18 protein-coding genes are annotated in these 18,838 nt (G+C 28.0%); all 18 read right to left on the bottom strand.

Annotation, left to right across the window (positions count from 1 at the left end):
• Positions 1-758 (bottom strand): hypothetical protein (locus tag JX287_RS04355; protein WP_204642677.1); only part of this gene is annotated, 758 nt, incomplete at its 3' end.
• A gap of 468 nt (positions 759-1,226) precedes the next feature.
• Complete coding sequence (locus tag JX287_RS04350; RefSeq protein WP_204642674.1) at positions 1,227-1,409, bottom strand: hypothetical protein; 183 nt, start codon at positions 1,407-1,409, stop codon at positions 1,227-1,229.
• 36 nt (positions 1,410-1,445) lie between these two features.
• Positions 1,446-1,682, bottom strand: a complete 237-nt coding sequence (locus tag JX287_RS04345) for a hypothetical protein (RefSeq protein WP_204642671.1) — start codon at positions 1,680-1,682, stop codon at positions 1,446-1,448.
• A 671-nt stretch (positions 1,683-2,353) separates the two neighbouring features.
• A complete protein-coding gene (locus tag JX287_RS04340) occupies positions 2,354-3,460 on the bottom strand; it encodes a glycosyltransferase (RefSeq protein ID WP_204642668.1) in 1,107 nt (368 codons plus the stop codon).
• An 18-nt stretch (positions 3,461-3,478) separates the two neighbouring features.
• Positions 3,479-4,462, bottom strand: coding sequence for a glycosyltransferase family 2 protein (locus JX287_RS04335; protein ID WP_204642665.1), 984 nt, complete (start codon positions 4,460-4,462; stop codon positions 3,479-3,481).
• A gap of 9 nt (positions 4,463-4,471) precedes the next feature.
• On the bottom strand, positions 4,472-5,449 hold the full coding sequence (locus JX287_RS04330; protein ID WP_239650331.1) for a glycosyltransferase family 2 protein: 978 nt from the start codon (positions 5,447-5,449) through the stop codon (positions 4,472-4,474).
• Complete coding sequence (locus JX287_RS04325; RefSeq protein ID WP_204642659.1) at positions 5,412-6,518, bottom strand: O-antigen ligase family protein; 1,107 nt, start codon at positions 6,516-6,518, stop codon at positions 5,412-5,414. The genes JX287_RS04330 and JX287_RS04325 overlap by 38 nt, the downstream gene beginning before the upstream one ends.
• Before the next feature lie 449 nt (positions 6,519-6,967).
• Positions 6,968-8,209, bottom strand: coding sequence for a cytidylyltransferase domain-containing protein (locus JX287_RS04320; RefSeq protein ID WP_204642656.1), 1,242 nt, complete (start codon positions 8,207-8,209; stop codon positions 6,968-6,970).
• Between the two features lie 11 nt (positions 8,210-8,220).
• Complete coding sequence (locus JX287_RS04315; protein ID WP_204642653.1) at positions 8,221-8,844, bottom strand: NeuD/PglB/VioB family sugar acetyltransferase; 624 nt, start codon at positions 8,842-8,844, stop codon at positions 8,221-8,223.
• Positions 8,844-9,989, bottom strand: coding sequence for a UDP-N-acetylglucosamine 2-epimerase (neuC, locus tag JX287_RS04310; protein ID WP_204642634.1), 1,146 nt, complete (start codon positions 9,987-9,989; stop codon positions 8,844-8,846). The genes JX287_RS04315 and neuC overlap by 1 nt, the downstream gene beginning before the upstream one ends.
• A gap of 12 nt (positions 9,990-10,001) precedes the next feature.
• Positions 10,002-11,018, bottom strand: a complete 1,017-nt coding sequence (gene neuB, locus JX287_RS04305; RefSeq protein WP_204642621.1) for an N-acetylneuraminate synthase — start codon at positions 11,016-11,018, stop codon at positions 10,002-10,004.
• A gap of 2 nt (positions 11,019-11,020) precedes the next feature.
• Complete coding sequence (locus JX287_RS04300) at positions 11,021-12,424, bottom strand: lipopolysaccharide biosynthesis protein (RefSeq protein WP_204642607.1); 1,404 nt, start codon at positions 12,422-12,424, stop codon at positions 11,021-11,023.
• On the bottom strand, positions 12,424-13,431 hold the full coding sequence (locus JX287_RS04295) for a glycosyltransferase family 52 (protein WP_204642591.1): 1,008 nt from the start codon (positions 13,429-13,431) through the stop codon (positions 12,424-12,426). The genes JX287_RS04300 and JX287_RS04295 overlap by 1 nt, the downstream gene beginning before the upstream one ends.
• A gap of 3 nt (positions 13,432-13,434) precedes the next feature.
• Positions 13,435-14,424, bottom strand: a complete 990-nt coding sequence (locus tag JX287_RS04290) for a glycosyltransferase family 2 protein (RefSeq protein ID WP_204642588.1) — start codon at positions 14,422-14,424, stop codon at positions 13,435-13,437.
• On the bottom strand, positions 14,417-15,634 hold the full coding sequence (locus JX287_RS04285) for a DegT/DnrJ/EryC1/StrS family aminotransferase (protein WP_204642585.1): 1,218 nt from the start codon (positions 15,632-15,634) through the stop codon (positions 14,417-14,419). The genes JX287_RS04290 and JX287_RS04285 overlap by 8 nt, the downstream gene beginning before the upstream one ends.
• Positions 15,635-15,678: 44 nt before the next feature.
• Entirely contained in the window at positions 15,679-16,359 is a 681-nt protein-coding gene (locus JX287_RS04280) for a sugar transferase (RefSeq protein WP_204642582.1), read from the bottom strand.
• Positions 16,360-16,478: 119 nt separating this feature from the next.
• Entirely contained in the window at positions 16,479-17,501 is a 1,023-nt protein-coding gene (locus JX287_RS04275) for an acyltransferase family protein (protein WP_204642578.1), read from the bottom strand.
• 223 nt (positions 17,502-17,724) lie between these two features.
• On the bottom strand, positions 17,725-18,838 hold a 1,114-nt coding region (gene dltD, locus JX287_RS04270; RefSeq protein ID WP_204642575.1), incomplete at its 5' end, for a D-alanyl-lipoteichoic acid biosynthesis protein DltD.

Raw genomic sequence — 18,838 nt, 5'->3', positions numbered from 1 at the left:
TTACCGTTTTGGAAAAAATACCAATTCGTTCCATCATCATACCACCAGTTTGCATATTTCCCATTTACAAAGTAATGTGTTCCGGCGTTATCTTTTCCATATCCTGTTAGTTTCTTACCATTTTGGAAAAAGTACCAATTCGTTCCATCATTATACCACCAATTTGCATACTTACCATTATAGAAATAATGCATCCCGGCATTATCTTTTCCATATCCCGTTAGTTTCTTTCCATTCTGGAAGAAATACCACGCTTGTCCGTCATTGTACCACCAGTTCGCTACTTTACTATCTACATAGTATACTCCATTTGCATAACCTCTTGTTGGTACTTTATTTTCTACCGAGATTTCTTTTCCATCCCTATACTCTTTATTTCCTATTTTCCCGTTCGCATACTTCCCATTTACAAAATAATGTGCTCCCGCGCTATCTTTTCCGTATCCTGTTAGTTTTTTTCCATTTTGGAAAAAATACCACGCTTGTCCGTCATTGTACCACCAGTTCGCATATTTCCCATTATAAAAATAATGTGTTCCGGTATTATCTTTTCCATATCCTGTTAACTTCTTACCATTTTGGAAGAAATACCAGTTTGTTCCATCGTTATACCACCAGTTTGCTGGTCTGTTATTACTATAGAATATAGACCCCCTATACTCTGCATTTACTTCACTACTTAATAATTCATTCATCGCTATCGGTGTAGCCAGTACTGTTAACATCCCTAATCCTAATTTAAATTTATTCACTTTCATAATATTACCATTTCAAATCCTTTTATTAATACTTTCTACTCTACTAAAACTAATCTTACCATAATAATATTACAATGTGTTTACAATATTTTTAATTTCCTCTTACATACCATAATCAATTTATCTATACTGTCAATTCCATATATTGAAACTATAATGAATATCGGAACATTTACAAATAAATACCTAGACAAAGATTCAAATATACTAACAAATAAAAATATCCCGATATAAGATACATAGAATAATACCCTATACCTATTCTTTGAAAATACAGAAAAAAATCCTAGAGTTAAGATCAAAATCCACACTACCTGTGATACATAATAAAAATAATAACTATATTCTGTATTATGACCATAAATTTTATGAAAAATATTTGAAATCATATTCTGTCTTTTTTGTTTTTCTATTGAAGATTGATTATTCATAGCCATCCAAGACCATCCAAATGTGCCATCATTAAAATTAATAAGGGGTCTTATGCGTAAAATGATTATTAAAATCCATTTTACTCATCATATTTATACTATCTTTTATGATTTTATTATTAAATGAATCTCTATTAAGATTACTATCTTGTTTTATACTATCTGAATAAACTTTATCACTATATAGCCCCATAGATTCTATATTTAATCCTAATTTCATATAATGTAAGTATCCTACTCTTTTTTCTAAATTTAACTATTCTTTCACATCATAAGATAAAGCATTTATTATTACTACTGATAATATAGCACCAAATAGTAACTTTATTATTTTAATATAGCTAAGTCGCTTTTTTCCAATTAAAACTATCAACTCATATATAAATATCCCTATACCTACAATAATTGTATGCGATTTTAGACTATATCCAATAATTATAAAGAATCCTAATACCATCAAGTAATTTTCTCTCTTCTTTTCTTTTACTAGCATATATATATAATTAATATAGGTACTATAACCCCCAATGAGTCTGAATAAATAACAGCTTGCCAAGGTGAAAAAATTACAATAATTGTATACAAAGTATATCCTATCCAAGATAATTTAACATCTGAAAATAGCATATATATCACCAGAAACAATAATACACCTGTAAGAACTGTACAGAAAGATATTATTGTAATTACTAGCATTGGAGAAAAATATTCTAAGAATATATACGAGACTTTACCTATAATAGTCAAAAATAAAACTAAAAATACTGTATTGGGATAACTTTCAGAATAATATATATATATCTTTGTTTATCCACTCCCCTGTCTCTACTATATTGATTGCATTTGAGACAGCTATATAGATATCAAATCCAACAATAAAAGAATAGAATTTACCTTTTATTAGATTATAACCAAAAAAAGAACAGATAAAATTATCAACAGTTTATTATGCTTTATCTCATTATTTTTTACGAATTTTTTCAAAATACAGAATAGAACTAGTAGAAATCCAACTCCTATGAATAAAAGTTCACCATTTTTTTCCGCTACTTTTGTTTTATAAAAATATCCTACTGTATTTTTATAAAACAATACAAACATAATATAACTATTTACAATAAAAAAAGATAAACAATAATTTTTTTAACTAGATTAGACAACATTCTATACTTTAGTCCTTTCCTCCATAACAAGTAGTTTTTTAAACTCTTGAACCTGTTTTTCTAAAGATAATTTATTTAAAAATTCTTTTATACCTTTTTCACATTCTTGAGTTCTTTCAACATACCTTATTATCTCTTCTACCGCTTGTTCATCATTATAAATTATTTTTCCAAATTTCCCATCTCGAGAAAGTTCTTCTGCACCGCCTACATCTGTAGAAACAAAAGGAACATTTAGCGATAAAGCCTCCACATAAACACCAGGAAAACCTTCCTGTTTTGACATTGAAACAAGACATTTCATATGTTTTAGATATTTATAAGGATTTTTTTGATACCCAACAAAATGAATATACTCCGTTAAATTATATTTTTCAACTCTACTCTTCAAGGTTTCTTCCAATACTCCAGTTCCTATATAATACATATGATATTTATATCCTTTTTCATGAAGTATTCTCACTAGTTCTAGGGTTCTATCCGAACCTTTTTGCTCTTCTATTCTTCCTATAGAGCAAATTGATTTTCCCGGTATATTTTCTGAAATTCCCTCTTTTGATTTTTCAATTATCTCATTAAATTTATAACCATTGTATATGCGAATCATCTTAGCTTTCTGATTAGGATATAAATTTAATATCGATTTCTCTGTTTTATTAGAAATTGATACAATTTTCGTAGCATCCGAAAAATATTCTCTAAATCTATTTTCTCTCCAAGTATTAGAAAAATCTTCTATACTCCCATGTACCCAATATATTTTTTTTATATTCCTCTTTGAAAATGGAATATCCGGGTACATAACCTCAAACATTATTTCTACATCATAATCATCTTTTTTTATCAAATATTTTCTTAATGCTCTGGGAAATCTTTTTCCAAATTGTTCTAAAATAAAACGTATTATATTTGGATACTTTTCATGATAATAACTTTTAATCACCTTTATATTTTCAGGTAAATCTTCTAAGCCATTGTTCCCTCTATCAATTTCCACTATATCTATTTGGTACTCAGAAAAATCACCATTATTCAAGATATTTGATAAGATTTTTTCTGCACCACCACCCTTAGAGTAAGATGGAATGACTATTAATACTTTTTTCATTGACTTCCTCTTTACATTTTATTCATTACTCTCATACTTTTTATATTTTGATAACATAAATTTATATAATCTTTCATTGATACTCAATAACAATATAGCAGCCTTTAAATTTCCAGGTGCTTTCTTATTAACTAAAACTTTGAAACAACTATCTTTCAACTTATTTTTCAGTACTTTATACTCATTTTTTATTTTATAATTATCTGTTACTATTAACTGATTAAATATAGACAAATAGGCAAATGTCAATCTAATAAATAGTTTATCTTTAAGCATTGAAAAATTAGATAAAGTGTAGTCTTTTATTTTATCCATTATTTCTATATAATCCATATCCTTTGAACTAAACGGTCTTGTAGTTATACTATTCTCTCTTATATAGTAATAATAATAGTTTCCGCTTATAAGAGTATATCTATCAACAGTTTTCAAAAGTTCTAAGGTATAAAAAGCATCCTCATAAATCTTTCCGGTAGGAAATTTTATTTTTTTTGCTAAATCTTTATGAATTAATTTACACCACGCTGATCCATACAATCTCTTATTTTCTAAGTATTCTTTCAAATACCCTTCTCTATCTAAAACTAGAAAATAGTCTTCACCTTCATAATGAGGTCTTAATGTGTTTTTATAAACCCTAGTTACTCCGCACTCCGCAATAGACGTTCCTGATTTCTTTATAGCTTTATATAGCTCTTCGTACATGCTTTCATGAATATAATCATCACTATCTACAAAACCAATGTACTCTCCATTTGCTCTCTCTACTCCGAAATTTCGAGCATCTGATAGACCACCATTTTCTTTATGAAATACTATTATTCTATCATCGGTTTTAGCAAGTTCATCACATAATTGTCCACATTTATCAGGAGAACCATCATCTACTAAAATTATTTCTAGATTTGTATAAGTTTGTTTTAATATGGATTTCACACACTTTTCTAAGTATTTTTCTACCTTATATACCGGAACAATTATACTTATTAACTCATTATCCATAAATCCCTCCTAATTACCCGCTAAAATTACTTTATATTTCATCAATACTCTTCTATAAAGATTAATATTTATCTTAATTAATAATATACTTAACTTCCTATTTCGAGTTATATATTTATTTCTCAACAATTTTATATAATTTTCTTTGAAATAATTAACTATCTGAGGATAAAAACTATTATTTTTAAATTCATCTTCTAATAATATACTATTTAAAACTGAAAAATATGCATACATTTTACGACAATCAGCCGCTTTTTCTAATTCAGGATAATTTTCATAAACTGTGTTGTGGAATTCCTCAACTATCTCTATAAGATCAAATATTCTAAGATTAAATTTTGCATTTGTTATACTATTTTCTCTCATAAAATAATTATAGTATGGCGCATCCATTATGACATAACTATCCGCAACATTTATTAAATCATATGCATAGTAAGTATCCTCATATAACTTCCCTTTGGGGAATACTAATTTTTTTGCTATATCACTCTTTATTAACTTTGTCCATACAGAGCCAAAAACTTTTTCTATTTTCAAATATTCTTCCAAATACTCTTGTTTTGTGCAAACCTTAAAATATTTTTCATTAGTATATAATTCTACTCTATTTGGATATATTATTTTTAGATTACATTCAGCTACATCTGCATTTTCTTTTTTTATAGCTTCATACAGTTTCTCGTACATTTCTGCATCTATATAGTCATCACTATCTACAAATCCTATATAATCACCAGTTGCCCTTTCTACACCGTAGTTCCTTGCATCTGATAAACCACCATTTTCTTTATGATACACCTTTATCCTATTGTCTATCTTGGCTAATTCATCACATAACTTACCACTATTATCAGTAGCTCCATCATCTACCAAAATTATTTCTAGATTTTTATATGTTTGATTTACTATTGAATTTACACATTTTTCTAAGTATTTTTCAACATTATATACAGGTACTATTACACTTATTCTTTCTTTCATCATATTCTCCTTTTGTGTATGTCAAATATCCTATATTAAATAACATTATCAGCTGTGTAAATTCATCACGTATAAAAATAACATCTAAAAATAAAGATACAATCAAAATAAAATATAAACTCATATGCAATATAGAAAATTCAATACAATTAGTCTTTAACTCAAATTTTAAAAATTCAATCAATAGCTTAGACATCCATAAAAATACTATCAACATTCCCACTAGCCCCTGTGATAACAATAACGCCAAGTAACTATTGTGAATAGCGATTCCAGCATTTAATATAGGGAATTCATCAGAATCAAATTTCTTGGCAAATTCAGTATTCATCCCTTGCCCTATTCCAAACAAAGGTTTTTTTATATATAACCGTAACGTTTCTTTCCAAATTGAAATCCTTCCATTCCCTAATTCTTCACCAGAATCTTCTTTATCTATTACGATTTTATCCCTTATTTCCTCCTCTATTTTATCTTTCTTATCTACTGGATTGTATTCAAAAATTTTACCTCTATACTTTTCATATTCAACATTATTTTTAATCTCTTCTTCACTAAGTTTTATAATATTACCGTTAATTTTTTCATAAATATAACGCTTATACTCTACTTTACTAACTGAAGTTGCTGAAATTACTTTTACTTCATTATACCCCAATACCATTATAAATAGTGATATTATTAACATAAAAACCTGTTTTATTGATACTTTACTATTCCCTTTTACTTTTTTTATAATAATACTAAGAATATACATTAAAAAAACTACTATTATTGAGTATAGTGCGCCTCTAGAATTACACAATGCAACAACAATGTACTCAATAACACTAAATACACTCAGTATTATTTTTTCAAATCTATTTACTACTATCTTTTTACTTAAAAGTATATACAATGCAATCATCATTAATGGTATTGCTTGCATTACTTCTTTATTCGGACTAAAAAATGTACCATATAATAATAAATTATACGTATCATTACCAAGGGATACATAACGTATTCCATATGTATATGGACTTGGTAACTCTGAAATTACAAACATACTTATATTATAAAAATACATACCCAATGAAATTATGCTACTTATAAACTTAAGAAAAATACTCGGATAAAATACATACTTAAATACTATTACATCAGTATATTTTCCTCTAAGTATTCTATAGCTATTAAGAAAAGTAATAATAACAATAGTAGTTAATATTGCAGATCTAATAGAATCAAACCTAATTTGGAATATATTTACAAAAATAGTTATAACACTAGAAGCTATCCACATAAATAAAAACTTTTTTTTATTATTAAATATATTCCTGTTGGTTATCAAATAATAAAGAATTATTATCAATCCCCAAAAAATTAACAGGTTATGAATAATCGAATCATAAATTTGTATATTATTTATCATATAAAACTGTGATCTAGTTGCATATAAGAAAAATATTGAAAAGTATGCTATCGGATACTTAAAAAACAGCTCTATTACTTTTTCTTTACTCAATAAACTCTTCATTACTTTATAACCCTCTCCTTAATCTGTTTAATCAACACTTTCTCACCTTCATCATTATAATGTAGCCCATCATTTGTATATTCATATCTCAAATGACAATCTTCAGAAAGCCCTTTGTTTATATCAATTAACTTTATTTTGTTCTCTCTTGTAAAATCTTCTAACCATTCATTTAACTCTCTAACTATTTCATTGTCTACACTATCTCTAAATAGTGTATACCCGATTGCCGTTAGAGTTAATTCTATATTTCTTTTATCTGTTTCTAATAATAATTTTTTATAATTTTCTTTTATTGTCTCTTTATTATAATTTGATATTATATCATTAACACCTAGTGATACTAACATCTTCTTAATTTGCACATCACTATACTGATCTAGGTTTTCTAATAGAGTAGCTAATGTTACTCCTCCTAAACTTAAGTTGCTATACCCTTCTAACTCTAGTTTAGCTAATCTTGAATCACCAAAAATTATATTCTCTTTTAATTCTGTATTTTTGAATTCTTTATATTTTTCTTTATAAAAATTCTTATTTCTTTGTTCTCTTAATTCATAATTAAAGTATCTACTTCCTATTGCTCCTATAAAATCACTTCTATCGTCAATGTCATATGAGCTTTCTTTATCCATTAAGTAAGCTTTTGTTTTAGGTGTTAAATAGCTTATATTTTTTTCATAGAAACTTTTAGTAGTTATATATATAGCTCCATTAGTTCTGTATAATTTTTTCTCATCTTGTCTTCTATACCCTCTGTCTGCCGCAAAGCTTTCTTGAATATAGTTGTTTTCATCTAAGCTTGTAAATAATCTTGGAGATTTATCTAATTCTACATAACTTACTACATTTTCCACACCTTCTTCTCTTGATTCTTCAAATAGTCTCATCGCTTCTTGAATTTGTTTTGCACTTCTTAATGGTGATGTTAATTGTAGTAGTACGTACACTACATCTTCATCAAATCTACTTAGAAAATCTAATCCTACTGAGTTTGACGGTGTAGTATCTTTTGATAACTCTGGATCTCTAAGTATTGTGCTTATTCCTCTTGTTTTACATATATCTAAGTATAATTGTGAATCTGAACTTACATATATATCTTCTTTGGCAAAGCATCCTGATTCTATCGCCGCATCTATTGTATGGAATATTAATGGTTTTCCATCAAAAAATAACATATTTTTATTTTTCAATCCTTTTGATCCACTTCGTGCTGGTATTAAACATACTGCTCTCATTTCTCTTCTCCTTATTTAATTCTTCTCGCAGGTACTCCTACATAGGTTCCACTTTCTTTTATTGTTTTTACTACCGTTGCCCCTGCTCCTATTATTGTATATGGTGCTATTTCTACTAATTGTATTATTGTGCTTCCACTACCTACATAAACTCCTTCTCCTAATTTACAAAAATTAAGTATCGCTCCTGGGGTGATGTTACAATGTGGGGCTATTACTGTATGATGTTCTACTATTGCTCCTGTATTTACTATTGAATTATCGTAAATTTCTACTTCAGATCCTATAAAACACCTGCTTATGAATATTCCTTTTCCTTTTATACTTGAATCCGTTAGTATAGTTGCTTCTCTGCTTACTATGTTTATAAATGCATCTGGATATTTTTCATTTACTAAGTCAAATAATTCTTTTCTTTTTTCATTATCACCTATTGTTATAAAGACTTTATCTATTTTTTTCTCATGAAGACATTTTAATACATCATTTGTTTTTCCTAGTATTGGATATCCTTTATATTCTTCGATATCCTTGTCATCAAAATATCCTACAAATTCATAGTTATATATATCTAAATGGGGTTTTACTGCATCTGAATGGCTTCCTGCTCCTATAAATGCTACTCTTTGCTTCATTATCTCCCCTCCATCATATCATTAAATTCTTTAATTATACTTTTGTCTTTTGATAAATAATCTAATATTGCTAATTTGGCTTTTTCTATTGAATTTTCTTGTTCATATGGATTATAAAAATTTCTTATATTTGATAATTCTTTTAGTCCTTTTTGTATACTTTCTTTTGTCGTATCTACATCTACTACACTTGGTCCTCGTAATCGTCCTAATTGTCTATTTCCAATGTTTAATGTTGGAACCTTTAACGATGGAATTTCTATTAAACCTGATGATGAATTTCCTACTAATCCTTTTGAGTGTTTTACCAATGAATGATATTCTCTTGGTTTTAAAGAGATAAACATTTTTGAATTATTGTTTTTCATAGTATATTTCTCTATCTCATTCATTATCTTATCTGAATCAGTATCTGAATTTGATCCTATGAATATAACCTGTTTTGTCTGTTCTGATAATACTTCTAGAAGCGTTTGGATTTGCTTCAATGCCCCTCCATCTTCTAAAGTTACTGGGTGAAATAGTAGTACATAGTACTCTTCTTCTAACTTGATTCCTAAAGTTTCTTCTAATTCCTTCTTCGTTAGAAAATCTTGCTTTATTACATTTTCTACACCCATAGCCCCTATATTATATACGTTATGTTCTTCCTCACCTAGTTGTATTACCCTTTTTTTAAATTCTTCACTAGCTACCAAATGAAGGTGACTCATCTTTGTTATCGCATGCCTAATTGATTCATCAAAGTTACCTAATGTTTTTTCTCCACCATGTAAGTGACATACTGGTATATTGTATATTAATGCTACATTTACTACTGGAAGCATCTCATATCTATCTCCAAGTATAATAATTAAATCATACTTAACTTCTTCAAATAACTCTGATAACCCTGTTGTTAATATAGCTAGCGATCTGCTTACGCATTTTTTTGATGTATTTTCTAAATTTAACGGGATTTTTTTTATTATATTTAGCCCGTCTTCTTCTATCTGTTTGTATGTATTACCATACTTTTCTTCTAAATGCATGGCAGTAACTACTACATCAAGCTTTATCTTTTGTTCTTTATTTAGTTTTAAAAGTAACGCTCTCATTATTCCATATTCTGCTCGTGAACCTGTTACTACACATACATTTTTCATCTATCTTACCTCTTACTCTTGATTTTTAAATTCGCTATGTTTAATTAACATATCTTCTTCGAAGTCATATTCGCTAACTTTTCCTAGAATATCATACCAATTCATCGGACTTATCCCATTTCCTGGACGTTTTGTTGTGATATTCTCTTCTGTAAATACTTCTCCTTTTTTTATAGCTTTTTTAGCTATTATTGATTTTCTTGCCACTATTTTATTTTTTATTTCAGCCTCCACTGGCTCTTTTTCATATTTCCCAAGTGACATTTCTACTATTCTTACACCTTTTACTAGTCTTTCTAATATATCAGGTGTCGCACTAGCCTTATGGTCCGGACCTGGCATATCATTATCCAATGTGAAGTGTTTTTCTATTATTTCAGCTCCTAAAGTCGTTGCCGCTATCGGTACTTCATATCCTATACTGTGATCTGAATATCCTATTTTTTGATTTGGAAATTCTTTTTTTAATGTTGTAATAACATTTAGGTTTAAGTCTGGATATTTTGTTGGATACTCTGTAGTACAATGTAGGATTGAAATATCCTCTGTTCCATTATCTTCTAATATTTTTACTGCTGCATGTATCTCTTCTAAAGTCGCCATACCTGTTGATAGAATTACCTTTTTATTTTGTTTTCCTATTTTTTCTAAGTACGGTAGATTTGTAATTTCTCCTGACGGTATTTTATATACTGGCATATCAGTACTAATTAGAAAATCTAATGATTTTTCATCAAATGGTGTAGAAAATACGTCTACTCCTTTTTCTAAGCAATAGTCTCTAAGTTCTAAATATTCTTCAAAACTAAGTTCTAGTCTTCTTGTCATCTCAAGTTGACTATCTTCTGTTCCTGTTGTTTTCTTCTGATATTCTGCTTTAGGTGCATACTTAGATATTAATAAATCTGCCTTAAATGTTTGGAATTTAACGGCATCTACTCCGCATTCGACTGCGACATCTACCATTTTTTTCGCCAGGTTAAAGTCACCATTGTGATTACATCCTATTTCCGCTATTATATATACCATTGTTATCTCCTAATTTTTACTTTTTTCATTATCTCTTCTACATCTTCCTTATAGTATAAAACTAGTACTATAAATACAACTAAACATCCACCCCATCTTATTAGTAAATTATCTATAAATATATTTGCGAATATACCGTAAATACTTACTACTCCTGTAAGAATTAAATATTGGATAAAGCTTATCTCATTGTATCTGTATTTTATTTTAGCTATCAAATGATGAAACACCAATAATAATACATACGAAGCTACTGTAGCTATCGCAGCTCCATATATACCACTTTTTGGGATTAATATATAGTTTAATATATAGTTTATACCGGCAGCTAAAAGAGTTCCTATTGGGATAAATTTTGTATTTTCGTGATAAAATTGAATATTAACTGGAAAAGTATATAAAAATACTATAAAACAACTTATCACTATTAATACCACAAAATCTCTACTACTCTTATAATCCGCACTACCCATTATTGACACTAATTCTGGAAAGACAGATAAGAATCCTATTGTTAAAAATACTCCTATTAACAAATATCTTTCCTTATATTTATTAATCAGATCAACATTTCCTTTTTTCTTTTCCTCAAAAAACCATGGAATCCATGCAGTATTCATACTCATTAACGCTATCGACACTATACTTCCTAGCGAATACCCAAAACTATATATCGCAACTTCTTTGGATGTCATATAACTTCCTATCATTATTCTATCTAATTGACTTAGTAAGTTGTGCCCCAGAATATGAAATACTAAAGGGATTGATGTAATCAATATGAAGCTAACATATTTCTTATCTAGTATCACACTACTATTTTTGTAAATAAATATTAAAAAAATTATACCTACAACTATCCCGGGTATTATTCCTCCTAATATTCTAGCTAGAAAATCATTTTTTAGTGTGAATAGGAATAATAGTGATAATACTACATTTCCAAATGACATAAAGAATGATAATATAAGTTGTTTTTTGGTTTCTTGTGTTTGAATATAATACTGTGATAAGCTTCCTTGTAAGTGACTGAAGTATCCTTGAATTAAAATGAATATTAATATTCCTGTTGAAAATCCTAATATCTTTTCTAAGTAAGTACTAAGCATCAAACAAACTGCAGAAAATAATACAAAAAATATTGTAGCTACACTTGTACTTGTGGCGATATATTCTTTAAATCTATTCTCATATTTTATTTTCGCTATACTGAAACTTCCTACTATCTGAAGTCCAATGAATATAGAAAATATTCCAACCCAAGAACTATATAAATTATAATTACCATAGTCTTCTTGAGTCATTACTCTTGTATATATCGGAAGTGTTATGAAACTTAATCCTTGTATTAATAAATTACCTATTGTATATGCCAAACTAGAACTTAATAGTTTGTTCTTCTTCATTACAGTTCATCCTTATTTATATTGTATTTTTCTAATAATTTCTCATCATACTCTCTCGTATTAAAATCAAAAAATATTTCCTTTTCCTTGCCACATGTTAAGAAGTTTATTGCAGTTGATGAGTGCGTTATTATTCGTTCAAATTTAACATCACTCACCATCTCAATTAGTTCCATCGGTACACTCTGTGCAATTAGTTTTACTCCATTCATTTTTTCATAAGTAACACTATCTCTTGGATGAGGTTTTAAGTACACTTCATAGCCCTCAGATAAGTATCTATTACAAATCTTCTTATAAAATCCATATTGTTTTTTATCACTGGTCAAAAGACCATCTATACTAAGTGGTTGTGTTAAAATTAAAACTGATTTATCTTTTACTTCAGACAACGCTTCAACATCAAAGACTCTCAATATTAATTGTTTTCTTTCTTCACTTATATTACTAAATAATACTTTTCTTGGTACTTCTTTAAACTTATGATATCTTTCATCTTTTGGAACTACTGATATGTCATTTACTTCTATGGATTGACAATACTTACCGAAACCAGGTTTGTTCTTTTTACAAAACAGTAAATGTTTAATAAATTCTTTATAATCTTGAATGGTTGCTTCTTTTGTAAAAAGTTTATCCCTAAAATCTCTATATTCATACATAAAAAAATTATAACCATCTTCAATTGTATTATATGAAATCTTATATTTACCTAGATAAGCCCCTATTGTAAAATGATCAATAAATATATCTACTTTATCAAATTTTTTCAATTTTTTTTTCAATTCTCGCCTTTTAGATATAGATTTACAAAAAGCAAAAATACTCTCATCTATATGTATAATATCTTTTACAACTTTTTCTGTCATCAATATTCTTTCTATACGTTCATCTAATCTTCTATTAACAATCGCTAATGAATCTGTGCCATCCTCTTTTACTTTTATCAACGCTATTAAAAATTGATATTGAGTATTAAAAATGTACAGCGTTTCCTTATTTAACATAATTTATTTCCCCATCAGCTTTCTATGATGTTTAAGTAATATTTTTTTATACATTTTTTTATTTATTAACATTATCAATAATCTTATCTTCCTATTAATCGAAATTTTATTATTTATAAGTAACTGTAAAAAATTTTTATGAAAATATGCTTTTATATTATTGAAATAAGTTTTATTGTTGTACTCTGGACTCAAAATTATAGCATCTAATGTATTAAAATAAGAATACATTTTTCGTCTGTCAGCCTCTTTTTTTAGATAAGGATATGTCGATACAACATAATCGTAAATATCATCAGCAATTTCTATTAAATCTAAGTTTTTCTCATTAAATTTTGAATTTGTAATACTATTTTCTCTCATTACATAATTATAATAAGGACTATCAAATATAACAAAATTTCTAGCTTTTTTCATTAATTCTAATGAATAAAAACTATCCTCATACAGCTTTCCTTTTGGAAATTTAATTTTCTTAGCCAAATCACTCCTTATCAATTTTGTACATGCAGAACCAAAAAGTTTATTCATAATTATATATTCTTTTGTATACTCATCTCTATTCAATACTAAATAATAGTTATCCTCTGTATAATTTGCAATTCTATTAGAATAAATAAATCTAAAATTACATTCAGCTACATCAGTATTCTCTTTTTTTATAGCTTCATATAATTTGTCATACATTTCTTCATCTATATAATCATCGCTGTCTACAAATCCGATATATTCTCCAGTCGCTCTTTCTACACCATAGTTTCTTGCATCTGATAAACCACCATTTTTTTTATGATATACCTTTATCCTGTTGTCTAATTTCGCTAACTCATCGCACATTTTACCACTATTATCAGTAGCTCCATCATCTACTAAAATTATTTCTAAATTTTTATATGTTTGATTTATTATTGAATTTACACATTTTTCTAAGTATTGTTCAATATTATATACAGGTACTATTATACTTATTAATTCATTCCCACAACTACTCACCTACTACCTCCTCGACTATTCCCTTGAAGTTTTCAATAATAACAGCTACATCTTCATCACTAAGTCTAGTGTGTAAAGGTAATGTTATTTCTTTTACATAGTAATTATATGCGTTAGGATAGTTTTCAATGTCAAATCCTAAGTTTTTATACGCAGTTAATAACGGTAATGGTTTATAGTGAACATTACAGCTAATTCCACGCTCTGCCATTTTTATAATTATTTCACCACGTTGTTCAAATGTAGCACCTTCAACATGAGTTATATACAGGTGCCCACAAGATTTATAATCTTCTGAACTGTGACTTAGAGCTGTAATTCTTGTCCCTTCGAATCCTTTATTGTACTGATTAATAATATCTTCACGACGTTCTAAAAGTTTAGGATAACGATCTAATTGAACTAATCCTATAGATGCTGCGATATCAGTTAAATTACATTTATATCCAGGAATAACAATATCATATTCCCATGATCCTGCTTTTGTTTTAGCTAATGCATCTTTTGTTTGACCATGAAGTGAATATATTTGATATTCTCTATATAACTCTTCATTATCAAAGTTTTCATTTTCTTTCCAAGTTACACTTCCACCCTCAGCAGTAGTGAAGTTTTTCACAGCGTGGAATGAAAATGTAGTAAAATCAGCTACGGAACCAATTTTCTTACCTTTATAAGTACTTCCTAAAGCATGAGCTCCATCAGCAACAACAGCTACTCTTCCAAGCTTTTCTTGATATTCACTATTAACTTTGAATAAGTATTTCTTACTCTCAACAACTTCGAAAATCCTGTCATAATCACATGGAATCCCCGCTAAATCAACAGGAATAACAGCTTTAGTATTCTCAGTAATAGCATCAGCTAAAGCATCATAGTCCATCTCGTGACTATCTTCAGCAATATCAACGATAACAGCCTTTGCTCCAACATGGTAAATCACACTACAAGAAGCTGTGTATGTCATCGCAGGAACGATAACTTCATCACCTTCACCGATACCTAGAACACGTAATGTTAATTCTAGCGCTGCAGTTGCAGAATTAAGACAAACCGTTTTAGGTGTATCCGTAAATTCTGATAGTCTTCTTTCTAATTCTTTTGTCTTCGGTCCTGTTGTAATCCAACCTGATTTTAAAGTATCTATTACTTCATTAATTTCTCCATCACTAATATCTGGTGGCGAAAATGGTATATTATATTTTTTCATCTCAAACTCCTAATTATTAAAATTTAACTTTAACCATTTTAATTTTATTTAACAACCGCTATAGCAGTTCCTATCATTATTTTAATATCATTTATAACACTGAATTCTTCAATGTACTTTAAGTTATATTTCATCTTATCTGGAAGAATTTCCTCCACATAGATTTCATCTACACTTCTTCCACTTCCTTTGAACTTCTCAATAACTTCATCTTCATCTTTGTATTCGATACTCGCTGGAGAAGTTATTCCTGCTGGAAGAAGTAATGTTGCATTCATTTCATCAGTATATTTATCTACATACTTTGCGACTTCAGGTCTTACTCCAACAAAACTCATATCACCTACTAGTACGTTTATAAGTTGAGGAAGTTCGTCAAGGCGAAGTTTGCGAAGCTTATGTCCTACCTTACTAATACGAGGATCATTTTGCTGAGTAACAGCTGTTCCAAGCTTATCCGCATCTTTAACCATAGTTCTAAACTTAAAGATTCTAAAAGTTCTGCCATATGTAGTTATACGCTCTTGCCTGTAAAACACAGGCCCTTCACTATCAAGTTTTATCCAGATAGCTATTCCTAAAATTATCGGCGATAAAGGAATAAGCAAAATTAATGCCAGCACCTTATCAAAAAGTAATTTTAGAAATAACGATACTTTCTTCTTTTCTATCGAAGCTCTATACTTTTTTACCACTTCTGTTTCAAATCTATTATCAATATTCATCTTTCACCTTACTTATTAACTGAATGTTTATAGACAGTTTTTCATATTTATTCTATCTTCTTATTATAACACATTTCTAAATATAACAGAAGAAAACCTAGTAAAAAAGACAATCCAAATTAGGTTGTCTTAATACTAATTTTCTTAATTATTCCATTGATTACCCACGCTAGAAAAATACTAACTGTCAAAACCAAAATAGTAAATATAATATCATTTAACCTAGATGTTATAAAATACTTTCCAACTATTGATATCACTAATCCATGGATCATATATAACTCAAATGAAATCTTACCTAAAAACAGTAAATACTTATTAGAAAAATCTATTTTTCTAACTATCAAGATAAAGAAAATAGTAAAGATAACATTATCTACATTCGCTACTAACGCCAAACTATATTTATTCACCAAATCCATTCTTCTCAATAAAAAATCATAATGATGAGATATAAATAATAATCCCGTTAATATCATTAACAATATAAAGTAATTATTATTTAACAAATCATCAATATTTGCTTTATATTTCCCCCAAACTAATCCGACTACAAAAGGTAAAGTACTGTTATACCACCAAAAATCATATTTTAAAATTATAGCTAAAATAATATAAATTATCACAAAAATTGTATTACAAAATATTGCACTTCCTTTATTACTAAAAACTTTAAACGATATATAAAAGAACATGTACAATAAAATGATTACATCTACAAACCAACCATTCGCTATTATCGTTGCCCCTTTTACTAAAAGATTAATAAAATAACTAATCGGTAATGTTTGTTTATTAAATACAAAATAAGCTATATATATTCCTGAAACAAATAAAGCTGGAATAACAACTCTAGCTAACCGTTTGGTTAAAAAGTTATTTAAATAATTCTTTTTTCTTTCATTTTGCACGTATAATCCATATGCAGATAAAAATAAAAAAATCGAAACTATATACGTTCCCATATATTTAAAGTTAATAAATTCTCCTCCAGTACTCACCGACTGTGATAAGTGATGAAATACTATTCCTATGGCAAGAAATCCTTTTAACCCTGTTGTGGACTTCACACCCAAGTAATCATTATTGTTTGGCAATAAATATACTAATATCGAAAATAATAATAATACAAAGATATCCATAACTTCTCCTTAATCCTAAATATAAATAGATTGTACCACACATACTAAGCATAGCACAATCTATTATCACTATTATTAAATATTTACATTTAAATAATTTAATTAAAACTCACTATATACATATTCTTGAACATTTGAAAAATCAGTTACAAAACAATAAATAATTATTCCCATAATTAACACATAAAAGAATATCACCCATAAAATTAATTTTAAGTTATCACTAATTTTGTTTTGCAAATTTGTAAAGCTCTCTTTCAACTTCCATCCATCCTTTCACACCCACATGCATTACATCAAATAGGAAATAGTCATCATATTCACGATTACCATAGTTTAAAACTTTAACATTAGCATATTTTTTCGCTATTTCTTCAATTTTTCTATACGTTTGCTCTCGCATTTCCTTAGAGACTCCAGTATAATCATTCCATTTTCCATTAACAGGGAAAATTATTACCTCGACTTCCATCCCTAATTCTTTCGCAATATCAAGGAATATTTTATAATCAGTGTATTCTGGTGAATCTAAGTAACTTAATTCCTTATTTGAATTTTCAAAAGAAGGATAATTTTTAGCTAAATATGTATCATAATATTTATTATCCACCGCATAATCATTATTATTTGTAGTTTCTTTAACTTTTTCTACAAACTCATCAATCATAGTACCCCAATCATAATCAGGTGTATTTTGTCCAGAAAGAGGATAATCTATTTTTCCTTTATTTGTATAAAACTGAATCTTATTCTTAAATGAATATATATCCTTATCTAACTCTAGAACTTTCTCTCCTATAAAGCTTCCCTTATTTTCAATAAAGTACTCTTTATATTTCTTATATATGTCATTCTGTCCTTTATTATTACTAGTTAGTTCAATTACTCTATTAATAAACTTTTCTTTTGTTTCTTTACTAATTTTATCATTAGCCATAGTATTATATATATGCTCTTGTGAAGATTTATTTAAAAAAGCATCGTTTTGCAAACCGCCCTTAGCAAACCATTGCACCGACTCTACTATTGCAACTCTTCTATTTTTCATAGCACTTTCTATAGAACCTAACGTTGATGCTTGAACAATATTTTGTGAATATCCTGTTCCAATCTGCATAATGTTAAAATCTTCATAATTAAATATTTTATTAGGATGATATTTCTCATTAATTGTTGCAGTCAATTCTGAAGATCCTAATAACACTAGAGTATTTTGCGTTATATTTTCTGTTATTATGTCTTTACTCTTGTATTTCTCATAAGCAGTACTATATCTGACGCTATTATCATTTACTTTATAATAGTTTTCTATCTTTTTTAAATACGTCTTATTTAAA

It is taken from the genome of Gemella haemolysans (assembly GCF_901873445.1).
Lineage (GTDB): Bacteria > Bacillota > Bacilli > Staphylococcales > Gemellaceae > Gemella > Gemella haemolysans_C.
This window is presented reverse-complemented; position numbering and strand designations above follow the sequence as displayed.